The organism is Hydrococcus rivularis NIES-593, from assembly GCF_001904635.1.
Lineage (GTDB): Bacteria > Cyanobacteriota > Cyanobacteriia > Cyanobacteriales > Microcystaceae > Hydrococcus > Hydrococcus rivularis.
Genome location: NZ_MRCB01000042.1, coordinates 20,492 through 31,253, shown reverse-complemented (window position 1 = coordinate 31,253; position 10,762 = coordinate 20,492). Strand labels below are relative to the sequence as shown.

Annotated in this window: 11 protein-coding genes; 4 read left to right on the top strand and 7 right to left on the bottom strand. The window is 47.1% G+C overall.

The features are described from left to right. Nucleotides 1-84: 84 nt before the first annotated feature. Nucleotides 85-351, bottom strand: coding sequence for a response regulator (locus NIES593_RS21340; protein ID WP_083602508.1), 267 nt, complete (start codon nucleotides 349-351; stop codon nucleotides 85-87). 197 nt (nucleotides 352-548) lie between these two features. On the opposite strand from NIES593_RS21340, the gene NIES593_RS21335 reads away from it, so the two are divergent. Next, on the top strand, nucleotides 549-1,031 hold the full coding sequence (locus NIES593_RS21335) for an adenosine-specific kinase (protein ID WP_073601506.1): 483 nt from the start codon (nucleotides 549-551) through the stop codon (nucleotides 1,029-1,031). A 79-nt stretch (nucleotides 1,032-1,110) separates the two neighbouring features. Here NIES593_RS21335 and NIES593_RS21330 read toward each other — a convergent pair whose 3' ends face one another. From NIES593_RS21330 to NIES593_RS21315, 4 genes are all read right to left on the bottom strand, one after another. Continuing rightward, nucleotides 1,111-1,872, bottom strand: coding sequence for a DUF561 domain-containing protein (locus NIES593_RS21330; protein WP_073601505.1), 762 nt, complete (start codon nucleotides 1,870-1,872; stop codon nucleotides 1,111-1,113). Nucleotides 1,873-1,980: 108 nt separating this feature from the next. Beyond that, nucleotides 1,981-2,226, bottom strand: coding sequence for a hypothetical protein (locus NIES593_RS21325; protein ID WP_073601504.1), 246 nt, complete (start codon nucleotides 2,224-2,226; stop codon nucleotides 1,981-1,983). A 107-nt stretch (nucleotides 2,227-2,333) separates the two neighbouring features. Then, nucleotides 2,334-3,050, bottom strand: coding sequence for a hypothetical protein (locus NIES593_RS21320; RefSeq protein ID WP_073601503.1), 717 nt, complete (start codon nucleotides 3,048-3,050; stop codon nucleotides 2,334-2,336). A gap of 273 nt (nucleotides 3,051-3,323) precedes the next feature. After that, nucleotides 3,324-4,241, bottom strand: coding sequence for a DUF4388 domain-containing protein (locus NIES593_RS21315; RefSeq protein ID WP_175561197.1), 918 nt, complete (start codon nucleotides 4,239-4,241; stop codon nucleotides 3,324-3,326). Between the two features lie 764 nt (nucleotides 4,242-5,005). Here NIES593_RS21315 and argB point away from each other — a divergent pair. Beyond that, nucleotides 5,006-5,899 (top strand): acetylglutamate kinase, encoded by an 894-nt coding sequence (gene argB, locus NIES593_RS21310; RefSeq protein ID WP_073601501.1) that lies wholly within the window; start codon nucleotides 5,006-5,008, stop codon nucleotides 5,897-5,899. Nucleotides 5,900-6,085: 186 nt separating this feature from the next. Further along, nucleotides 6,086-6,304 (top strand): DUF4327 family protein, encoded by a 219-nt coding sequence (locus NIES593_RS21305; protein ID WP_073601500.1) that lies wholly within the window; start codon nucleotides 6,086-6,088, stop codon nucleotides 6,302-6,304. 29 nt (nucleotides 6,305-6,333) lie between these two features. On the opposite strand, the gene NIES593_RS21300 is transcribed toward NIES593_RS21305, so the two are convergent. Both NIES593_RS21300 and NIES593_RS21295 read right to left on the bottom strand, forming a co-directional pair. Beyond that, nucleotides 6,334-7,572, bottom strand: coding sequence for a protein kinase domain-containing protein (locus tag NIES593_RS21300; RefSeq protein WP_073601499.1), 1,239 nt, complete (start codon nucleotides 7,570-7,572; stop codon nucleotides 6,334-6,336). A gap of 13 nt (nucleotides 7,573-7,585) precedes the next feature. Then, the gene (locus tag NIES593_RS21295) at nucleotides 7,586-9,787 is read right to left on the bottom strand and encodes a serine/threonine phosphatase (protein WP_073601498.1); all 2,202 of its coding nucleotides are present in this window, start codon (nucleotides 9,785-9,787) and stop codon (nucleotides 7,586-7,588) included. Nucleotides 9,788-10,042: 255 nt separating this feature from the next. Between NIES593_RS21295 and fabG the strand changes: the two genes are divergently transcribed. Beyond that, on the top strand, nucleotides 10,043-10,738 hold the full coding sequence (gene fabG / locus NIES593_RS21290) for a 3-oxoacyl-ACP reductase FabG (protein ID WP_073601497.1): 696 nt from the start codon (nucleotides 10,043-10,045) through the stop codon (nucleotides 10,736-10,738). Nucleotides 10,739-10,762 lie beyond the last annotated feature (24 nt).

Here is a 10,762-nt window from a genome sequence, read left to right as displayed (position 1 = left end):
GAGATAAGGCAAGCTATTTTTGGCTGCCCTTTTTTCTTGTTAGTCTAAACTCCAGAAATAATCATCTGCCCCTTTATCCAATCCCTACACGCGATCTTCAACAGAATCCCTCGCAGTCAGCAACAGTACGGGAGTCAAGATTTTTTGAGTGCGAATTTCTTCTAATAGCTGCCACACATCCAACTTGGGCAGCATAATGTCTAGGATAATGATGTCGTACTCGGCACAGGAAATGTGCTCTTTTCCTTGTTTCCCATCCCAGGCAACATCGACGACATAACCTGCCTCCTTCAAACCGCGATCGATAAACTTGGCGATTCCTGGCTCATCTTCTACTAGCAATACGCGCATATCGATTTTTGCACCCGTATTCTGTGACTGCAAGCAAGAATTTTAGATTTTTAATTAAAAATTTCTTGCTTGCTTATAAAAAATCTATGGCATTTATTGAAAATCTTCAATATTAAACCTATCCCCGATCGCCTTTACGCTGTACTAAAGCTATCTCGCTGATAAAGTTATAAGTTAGGTAGAAAGAGGAGATAACAATGGAATTGAAATCTGTGCCCCTAGAAATTCCCCAAGGATGCAATCTTATTCTCGGTCAAAGCCACTTCATCAAAACAGTAGAAGACTTGTATGAAGTAATGGTGGGAACGTCGGGACAAGTGAAATTTGGGCTAGCATTCTGCGAAGCATCGGGACCGTGTTTGATTCGCGTGGCAGGGAACGAGGAAAAATTACAAGAAGTAGCGATAAAAAATGCTCGGACGATCGCAGCGGGACATAGTTTTATCATCTTACTCAAAGACGCATTTCCCATCAATTTTCTCAATAGCATCAAACAATGCCAGGAAGTCTGCACGATTTACTGTGCCACTGCTAATCCGGTACAGGTTATCGTTGCCGAAACCGAACAAGGACGGGGAATCCTTGGGGTTGTGGATGGTTTTTCACCCAAGGGAGTCGAAAGTGATGAAGATATAAAAGTCCGTCAGGAATTTTTACGAACGATTGGATACAAATTATAAAGTCCGTCAGGAATCAAATATATAAAATATTGGTGGCAAGATTGCCTCGCCACCACCAACTATCCGTTATTATTTGGATTTAACGATAGGTATAAGCGCGATCGCCTGCCAAGCTAACGGTTTCTAGTGCTTCTACCAAGCTCCGAACGGCGGCTACCATGGCTACTTCGTCGTTGAGTTGGTTGATTGCGGAACCCACGCCAACGCCAGAAGCGCCAGCCGCGATCGCCATGGGAACGGTGACGCTAGACAGTCCAGAAGCGCAGAGTACGGGAGTAGATACGGCGCGAGAAATGCTGTAAGCAGCCGCTAAAGTAGGAACGGCTTTTTCAATTGCGCCTAAAATTCCGGCATGAACGGGATGACTGCTGGTTCCACCTTCGGTTTGAATGATGTCTGCCCCGGCTTCAACGAGGGCTTCTGCCAGTCGAACTTGTTCGTCGAGGGATAGGATATGGGGAACGGTGACCGAAAGCGTGACTTCTGGTAGCAGCGATCGCGTCTTTTGAGTGAGGGCTAAGACTTCGGGGGCTTCAAAACGTCGTCCTTGGGTATAAAAACTGTCAAAGTTACCGATTTCAATGAGGTCGGCACCGGCTTCCACCGCGCCCGCCAGCAATTCCGGTTCTACCGCCGAAACGCAAATCGGTAGATGTACCAACTGACGGACGTAGCGAATTAAATCTGGATCGGCGGCAATATCGACGAAAGTTGCTCCGCCGGCTTGAGCTGCTTTAACGACGGCTGCTACTCGCTCGCGATCGAAATTATTCAAGCCGCTAATGACTTTGAGAGCTTTCCGGTCTGCAAGTGCTTTCTGTAATTGAGCGTTGATGGTCATAGTTCTTCGATAGAATCCCGATTAGGATAATTTTGACAAAACAATTGGCGCTTCGCAATCGAGCGATAGTTAATTGCGAATTGGATTGACGTTTCGACCCGGCGATCGCTAGTTCTTTTCGTGTCGATCGGTTTGTTTGAGCTTTTGCTGTTTGAGGGCTTGCAACTGTTGAAAGAGAACTTCGATTTCGGCTTGCAAATGAAGGTATTCAACCTGTTGGTCGGCTTGATAGGACTTCATCAACTTCATTAAACTTGCATTGTCGCTGACAGTTGCCAAACTACCTCGACTAGATGCGGAAGACTCGCTGGATTCTCTGGCGCTAGAGCTGTCGGAGACTAATTGAGCTGTCATTTCTGGTTGAGTAGTTATTTGTACTTAATCTAACTTGAATGAGGATTTTAAACCAAACATAACATTAATGTGTATCTCCTGTAGCTTCTTTCTTTTATTAGTCTTTTCTATGGTAGAGTCAAGGATTTAGAAATATTTTTCAGGTTTCGGAGCGGTTTTCCGAGCAAACATTGCCAATGACAGGCAAACAGATCGGGTTGTTGGCTCCCGATCGAGGCGATCGCCGGGGCTGCCGGAAAAGGCCATAGTCGGTCGAAGACAATCTCTTTTCCAATTAGTCTAAATTGCAGCAAGTAAACGGCTGGCGAAGCGGATAGAGATTCTAATAAGCGATCGGCTAGATAATAGAGAGACTTGCGCAATTCATTCGTCAAATCGACGGGTTGCTCATAAGAGTTGGGGATAGCGCCTTCGCCGATGACTTCTCCGTAGAGAGTTTTCTTTGCCGTCAGCACCACGGGCAGCCAAAGATCGCCCAACCAAGAATCCCTAATACTGGTTTTGTAGGCTAAATGGCGTTCGACCCATTGCCGCCTACCCTCGATATCCCGACAGGCTTTGTAGATGTCTCTAGCGGGAAAGTCAAACCAATCGGGCAACTGAATCGTTAAGGGACAATAAATCGGATTGGAATTTTGAAGCTGAATCTGACTCGCCTGCGACCACAGCGCTGTTGCTGCTACCACTTCCACAGTTGCTGTCGGCGAATCGGCAGCGATCGCGCTTTTGAGGGCGGCTACCATTTTTTCGGTTACGGGTGAAGCTCCAGCATGCTTTCCTGACGCTTTGACCTCGCTGTTAACAATAATAATTACGCGACTCATGTTCGACAATCACTAGCAATCCTATACCGTTTATTTGCGACTCACGAGGCAAGCCAAGGCGTAATTTCAGCCGCCCGGATGCTCGCTCTCTTGGCTGGCTAAAACCAACAAGACTCCATCGGTTCCATAACCCACATAAATACTGTAACCTTTTTCTTCTCATTAAAAGGCAGTTGTCACCATCCAATCGATTAATGGAAGCGAACGTCGGGCGAACAAAGCGCGTTTTTCGAGCCTCAACCGTTTTGGCGATCGCAATCGGCAAGATTTCTACTAAAATTGACTCCGTAAAAAGCTCACCAAATTCTCAAACAACGAGCCGCTCATCTCATTGTCAGATTTCCCTTCTTGGCTGACGGGTACGGCGATCGACTCTTTGTCGGCTGAGGTTTCGGTGGGGTTTGCCGTTTCTTGCCCTAGAACTCGATCGCTCAGACCATTAGCTGGCAGGTTTGGGGTGACTTCTTCTACCAATCCGCCCATTATCAGACGAAAGGCAGTTCTTTGCACGGCGAAGGACGATTGGGCTAGCCGATTAGCAATTTCCTCTAACGCCGTCGAACCATTGGCAAGCTTCCAGATCTCCAACTCCAGCGCATCGAGTCGGAAAGGGGGATAGCGGACTAGCGGCGCTAAGGCACAACCCAGTTCTGGCAGCTTATCTATATACCCATCCCAGTGTTTTACCAATCGCAGAGCCAATAGCGCGACTTTCATCGCCCTCATGCCGATCCCCGTCATCTCAAACCATGGCATTGTTAGAGGACTCGCTGCCGATCCATCGGGCGAGGAAGCTTCAAAAACAAACCATCCCGATGTCACTTCAAACAACCTATATACTTGATGCAAATGCATTTGGAAGAGTAACCGCAGTTGCTCTGCTTTCAAGACCCCCATGGTCTTTAAATATACGCCGAATGACATATCGAGCGGACACAGATCGGCTAATTTTTCGATAACGCGCCTGCTCAACCAGCCGCGATTTTCAATTAGAGTCATCAATCCCCGACTGTCCTGGCGATTGGTAATCGCGACCAACCGACCGTTTTGAAACCAAATGTAGTAAGCGCCAACCGCTCTGGTCGCCTCTGAATCCGGTAAAGGTTGTACGGTTAGCCGTCCTGTTTTCGTCCCTAAGTCAATCAGTCGAAACAACTCAGGAAGGGAGAAAGTTTCCAAAGAGCCACTCATTCCCATTTCAACTAAATCTCCAACACTTAAACTATTCGATCTTCTAGGAGAACTGCAGTACGAGCAAAGGCGGTCGATCCGTGCTAGTAGGCGTACTTGGTGTATGGCGCTTTGAGATATCTTGCGGGCTAGTAGGCATTTGCCTGTAGTTATTAATTATTGGCTGCTTTCATTGTTCTAGACGATCAGTATAAAAACTAGAGAACTTTTTGTAAAGAAAATTTTTCAGGCGATCGCGTTGGTTCTTCGAGAAAGCTTTTATTGCCAAATACAAATAGGTAACGCTTTATTGAATAATTTGTTTGTTTTCTCGTTATAGATAAGTTAATTTTTTGTCTATAATTCGTTTATAGTCTTTATTATCTCTTGTTTGGAAAGAACGCTTACATGCATAACCAATGCTAATTTTTCGCTGCCGATCGCTATTCTAGATGCTGAAAAATAGCCAAGGTTTTATTGGCTAAATACCTCAAAAAGAAACGATCTCAATCGGAAATAGCTCGCTCGTGAAAAAAAAATCAATTGGGATTGGCAAGCCAAAGACAAGGTAAAGTGATGTTTATCGGGTAAAATTAAGTTTGCGATCGCTAACCTCTCACCCGCGCTCGAAGTCGAAGCAAAAAGCGCGAGGGGAAAATTATGCCCCAAAAACTAGAGAAACGATTTTCGTTTGCCCTAGAAATTAGTTCGCAGCGAACAGTAAGCCAGGATTGCTAGCCCAATAAACTAATTAACGAAACAATTGATATCCAACTATCTCAGTTATGAGCAACGAGAGCGAATATATTAAAGAAACGGCAGCTACTCGCGTGAGAGTTCTGAGCGAAGCACTGCCTTACATTCAACAATTTTCTGGTCGAACCGTGGTCATCAAATACGGCGGTGCGGCGATGAAAGACAGTTCGCTCAAAGATAAAGTCATCCGCGACATCGTTTTTCTCTCCTGCGTTGGCGTTCGTCCCGTCGTCGTTCACGGAGGAGGTCCGGAAATCAATAGTTGGCTCGATAAACTAGGTATAGAACCTCAATTTAAAGATGGATTGCGGGTAACGGACGCTCCTACCATGGATGTGGTGGAGATGGTCTTGGTAGGACGAGTCAACAAAGAAATCGTCTCTCTTATCAATCAAGCCGGAGGATTAGCCGTCGGACTTTGTGGCAAAGATGGGCATCTGATTACGGCACGACCCGTAGACCGGGGAAAAATTGGCTTTGTTGGCGAAGTGAACAATATCGATGCTAGGTTGGTCGAGTCTCTGGTCAAAAGCGGCTACATTCCCGTAATTTCCAGCGTGGCTACCGATGAAAGCGGACAGGCGTACAATATCAATGCCGACACCGTAGCTGGAGAAATTGCCGCCGCCCTGGGCGCAGAAAAGCTGATTTTGCTCACCGATACGCCAGGGATTTTACGAGATTACAAAGATCCTTCTACGCTGCTGACCAGATTGAATATTCAACAGGCGAGGGAGTTGATCGCGCAAGGGATCGTGGCAGGAGGCATGATCCCCAAGGTGAATTGTTGCGTGCGATCGCTGGCGCAGGGCGTTCGGGCGGCACATATTCTCGACGGTCGTCTGCCGCACGCTTTACTCCTGGAAATCTTTACCGATGAAGGCATTGGCTCGATGATCGTTGCGTCGGGATATATGCAATAAAGGTAGTAATTACCGTACCTAGTCTCAAAAAGACTTGCGAAAAACTATCTTCATAGGTAAAAATATACATTGAATGCTTCAGTGTCGTATAATAATCGAGACATTCAGTAGAACCTTTGCAAAGAAAGAAGCATCGCTCAAAGAGCATTTACACAACCAGTTAAGTTTGCAAATTGATAACAGTCTATGACTAATCAAGTCGCTCACCCGATGGTGAAGTTTCAGCGTAAGTTGTCTTCACTGGTTTCATCAAAAGCGATCAAACCTAGCGATCCGCTTTGGAAATTAGCCTTACTCTATGGCGACGACTGGGCTTTTTGGAAAAAAGAACTCCTCGATTTTGGCTTCACCATGCAAGATCCGGTCAGCGAGGTCTTACTAGTCGAAGCTTGGGATGAAGAATAGCATCTGTAGGGGCGAGGGATGCCTTGCCCTCATGGCTTGCTAATCGATCGTCGCTCCAAGCAATCCGTCAGTGCCCGCGACAAGTCTTGAGCGCTTTGGTAGCGATCGCACCATTGAGGACGGCATGCCTTGACGATAACTTCGCCTAGCTGAGGGGGAATGTTGGGTGCTCTACCAACATCAAAATTCCATTCCTCTCCCAGACGACGATAATATTTCAAAGGAGCTTCGCCCGTCAGTAAAAAGATTAGGGTCGCTCCAATCGCGTAAAGATCGGATTGCGGGCAAGGTTTGCCTCGGCTTTGTTCTGGGGCGCTGTATCCTTGCGCGCCAATGCGCGTTTCTTGTGGCGTACCAACTTCTTTCACGGCGCCAAAATCTAAAAGCATGATGCAATTATCGATCTTGCGTAACATCAAGTTAGCCGGTTTGACATCTCGATGAACCAGTGGTGGTTTGAGCGAGTGAAGATAGGCAAGAATATCGCAAGCTTGAATAGCCCACGTCAATGCTTGTTGGGGTTTAGCAGCCCCCTTTTCAAAGATCCATTGTTCTAAATTCTGACCGTGGATTAATTCCATCGCCAGATACTTTTTGCCATTTTCGACAAAAAAATCGTAGTACTTAGGAATGCCAGAATGGTCGAGGGTTTTAAGAATGCGAGCCTCTCTTTCAAACAGTTCCCTCGCTTTGGCAATCTGTGCGATATCTGCATTCATTTCTTTGAGGACTAGCAGCAAGGGAGAATCCGTCGGGGTTCCTCGTCTGTCCCAAGCAAGATAGGTCGTTCCCATGCCTCCTCGTCCCAAGATTCGCAACACCTGATAGTGACGAATAAAATGCTGTTGCTTGACAATCGGTTTGCCGCAATGAATACAGAATAAATTAGTCGGCGGATTGCCCAGATGGGTGCAAACCTCGACCGGCGTCTTTTGAACATTTACTTCGGTTGCCTGACAGCGAAATTGAAGTAGGGGACCCTCTGGGGCTAATTGGATTAGGTCAGAATCTTGGAGAACAGTTTGGGAGACAAGTCTGCCATTGACAAACGTTCCGTTCGATCCGTAACTGATTAACTGCCACCCCGAACTCGCATAAGACTCTTCGAGTCGCTGGAGTTCGAGGTGATGTCGAGAAACGGCTAAAAATTGCGCCAGAACTATATCGTTATCGCGATGGCGACCGATACGGATGGCGGATTTTCCAGAGAAACTCCACTTTTGCAAAGGCTGATGGGTTTCGGGATTTAAAAGACTTAGAACGATCATGAGGCTAGATGAATTACCAAGTGCCACCTCCGAGATAGGGTCGTACTTTCATTCTGACAAGAATGGCAGTGATATTGTCGTGACCGTTGTGTTGATTGGCAAAATCGATCAGCTTGCGCAGTCCCTTTTCTAAATTGTTGTTAGCGCTAATTAGAGGGGTCAAGTAGGTTTGCCAATGGGTTTCGATCAGGTGATTGTCGGAAAGACCGTCAGAACACAGCAGCAACAACGTATCTTCCTGGAGATCGAGGTAGCGAATGTCGGGTTGAATAAATTTACTGCCATGGGGACCGAGGGCTTGGGTTAACTGGTAGGCATCGGGACGCGCATAGGCAATGTTGGGATCGACCCCCCCTTGAATGGCTCGTTGTCCGACTTCGTGATCGACTGTTAATTGTTCTAGACCTCCTTTGCGACTGACGCGATAGATGCGACTGTCTCCGACATGAGCGATCGCGACTTTCGTATCTTGTACCAATGCCATAACCAGGGTCGTCCCCATGCGTCCGTTGCCAGAACGAGCATTTTTTTGATTGACGTTAAAAATCGCTTGGTTGGCAAGCAACACGCCTTTCTCTATCGTTTCGCGATCGGGCAAATCGTCTTGCCAATTAGCGATAAAATAGCGTTGCAGGGTTTCAACTGCCATGGCGCTGGCGACTTCTCCGGCTGCGTGTCCTCCCATCCCGTCGCAGACGATGTATAAACCGCGAGCTTGACATTTCTTGCCTCGGCTGCTCAGTTGTTTCTTGACTTGCGACTTCAAACCGAAGAAATCTTCATTGTGATGTCGTTGGCGACCGCGATCGGTATATCCCGCATCGGCAAGGCTCTGCAACTCCATTGGCAGAACGGCAGTCGATAAATCTTCTCCTTCGGTCTTTTGTCCAACCGATCTCATCGAAGCGCTATCGAAGCTATCTTCGTCTTCGTCGGAGGCAAGTACCAGTTCCTCGGTCGTTGGTTCATCGGAGGAAACGCTTTGGGCGGGGAGTTTAACCGTCGTTTGAGCTGGTACGGCGGCTTGAGCGCCGGAAAGCGTCGGTTCGCGATCGCCCGATGATGAAGCCCTCGGCGCTATGGTAGAAGAGCGTTCTACTGCCTTCTCCAGTTCGCGATCGCTGCTAGGGGCAGTTTTAGAACTCGAAGGGATAACTGATAAATCTGCGTCGCTAGTTTGAGAGCGATCGTCCGATGCCGAAACCTTATCTCCATTTCCTCTCTTAATCGGTAAAGGCTGTCGAGGAGGGATACGTCTCCGTCCCCTAGCTTCGGTGGTATGTCGATGCAGCGCCTGAAGTTTGAGTTGAAGTTGCTCTATGGTCGCGATCGCGCCGCTAGTAAGTTCGTTTAACAGTTGAGTTAGAGGCTCGAACTTGGTTAACTCAGATTGCTGCAATAGCTTCTGCCACACTCCGCCCAAATCTTGCAGCGTTAGTTGGGTATTTTGAGGAGTCTGGTAGAGTTGCTCCAATCCAAATGTTTGCTCTTTAGCGATCCGTAAATTGCTCTCAACTAACAAACTTTGCTGGCAATCGACTTGAGACAGAATTTCCCAAAGGCTTGCCATTTCCGCCAGCCGAGAAATCGTTTCTTCTAAAGAGAGTCGTCCCTCCCGCCACTGTTCGGAAAGTAACTGCCAATCGGAACGATCCGATAGCAAAATTACCTCTTTCTTTTCTTCGTGCCAAGCATCGTGAATAGTAGGTATGGCGGGAATAGAGTCTTTGAGGGTCAAATAAGGCAGAGCCAGTTCTGGAATGCCGATTCGCTGCCACAGATCCGCTTCCGATACCCGATCGCCTGTAGAATTTTCTTGAGCATTTTCTAAAAGTTCTGCTTGCTGCTCCAGGAGAATGCCCAAGACAGATTTTTGCAAGGGCTGGCAGTCTACTACTTTGCCTTGAAACCGCTTATGGAGAGATTTTGAGGTACTTACTTGGCTCAAAGCGCTTCCCTCGCTCGACATCAGTCGATAGCGCCTCCCTAAATCCAGATACTCGCCAAGATTTTGTTGCTTCTGTTCCCCTTGCTCTACAATAATTACCAACCATACCGTTCCCGTAAAAGCACCGCATCCGTGGCAGGTCTGGGCGCTAAACGGAACGCTCGTGCCGCATTCATGACAAGATTTATGCGTTAGAGAGGTTCCGCATCTTTGGCAAAACTTGTTGTTGTTTGGATTTTCAAACTGACATTGGGGACAGACAAGCATGATGAAATATTTTTGATGGAATCTTCTTAAATGCAGTACTCTTACCCTTTAACTTTTGTGAGCGGGAAGTCCACACTATAATCTTTGATTTAGTGTGGGAAGATGTTGCTAAACTGTATTGACTGCATGTCAATGACAATGTATTCCTTAAAAAGCTAATCTAAATCATCTATAGTTAAATTAACCTAGTTTAACTTCTATTTTCTCTTTTATCTCATGTTCTGTCGATATAAAGATTTCTGGAATTTCTAAGTCATGAGAGGCAAACAGGTTTTACTCACCGGCGGCACTGGCGGTTTGGGACTGGGGGTAACGCCAACCGTAGTTGCTTGTGGGGCACAGGTTACGGTTCCCTATCGCAGTGAAAGCGGCGTTGCTCGTCTCAAGGAAAGAATGTCTGCTGCTGATTTCGATCGCATTCGTTTTGTCAAAGCCAATTTAAATGACGAATCCGTCGTAGAAAAGCTCGTCAACGATCTCGGACGAGTTGATGTCTTGATTCATCTCATTGGCGGTTTCTCGATGGGAAGGACGGACGAATTTAGTTTTGATGATTGGAAAGCTTCTTTCGATCTCAATCTCAATACTACTTTTCTCGTCTGCAAACACTGCTTGAAAGCAATGCGGCGACACGGTTATGGGAGAATCGTTACGATCGGATCGAGGGGGGCCGTGCAGCCAGGCGCTCAATTGGCGGCGTACTGCGCCTCTAAAGCTGGGGTTGTGGCGCTGACGCAAGCAATTGCGCAAGAAACCAAGGAGATGGATATTACGGCCAATGTCGTTCTTCCCAGCGTTATCGACACGCCTGCCAACCGCGAAGCGATGGGAGAAGCACAAGCGTCGCAATGGGTCAAGGCAGAATCGCTGGCACAAACAATCTGCTTTCTGGCCTCAGATGCAGCTAAAGACATTCGCGGCGCAGCAGTGCCAGTTTATGGAGCTATTTAGATAAGCTAATCTATAATTATATCT

Excerpts from the sequence above, each read along its gene's own strand:
- NIES593_RS21315 (WP_175561197.1), bottom strand. The coding sequence starts at position 4,241 with ATGAGTGGCTCTTTGGAAACTTTCTCCCTTCCTGAGTTGTTTCGACTG.
- NIES593_RS21335 (WP_073601506.1), top strand. The coding sequence starts at position 549 with ATGGAATTGAAATCTGTGCCCCTAGAAATTCCCCAAGGATGCAATCTT.
- argB (WP_073601501.1), top strand. The coding sequence starts at position 5,006 with ATGAGCAACGAGAGCGAATATATTAAAGAAACGGCAGCTACTCGCGTG.
- NIES593_RS21340 (WP_083602508.1), bottom strand. The coding sequence starts at position 351 with ATGCGCGTATTGCTAGTAGAAGATGAGCCAGGAATCGCCAAGTTTATC.
- NIES593_RS21325 (WP_073601504.1), bottom strand. The coding sequence starts at position 2,226 with ATGACAGCTCAATTAGTCTCCGACAGCTCTAGCGCCAGAGAATCCAGC.
- NIES593_RS21330 (WP_073601505.1), bottom strand. The coding sequence starts at position 1,872 with ATGACCATCAACGCTCAATTACAGAAAGCACTTGCAGACCGGAAAGCT.
- NIES593_RS21320 (WP_073601503.1), bottom strand. The coding sequence starts at position 3,050 with ATGAGTCGCGTAATTATTATTGTTAACAGCGAGGTCAAAGCGTCAGGA.
- NIES593_RS21305 (WP_073601500.1), top strand. The coding sequence starts at position 6,086 with ATGACTAATCAAGTCGCTCACCCGATGGTGAAGTTTCAGCGTAAGTTG.
- NIES593_RS21300 (WP_073601499.1), bottom strand. The coding sequence starts at position 7,572 with ATGATCGTTCTAAGTCTTTTAAATCCCGAAACCCATCAGCCTTTGCAA.
- NIES593_RS21295 (WP_073601498.1), bottom strand. The coding sequence starts at position 9,787 with ATGCTTGTCTGTCCCCAATGTCAGTTTGAAAATCCAAACAACAACAAG.
- fabG (WP_073601497.1), top strand. The coding sequence starts at position 10,043 with ATGAGAGGCAAACAGGTTTTACTCACCGGCGGCACTGGCGGTTTGGGA.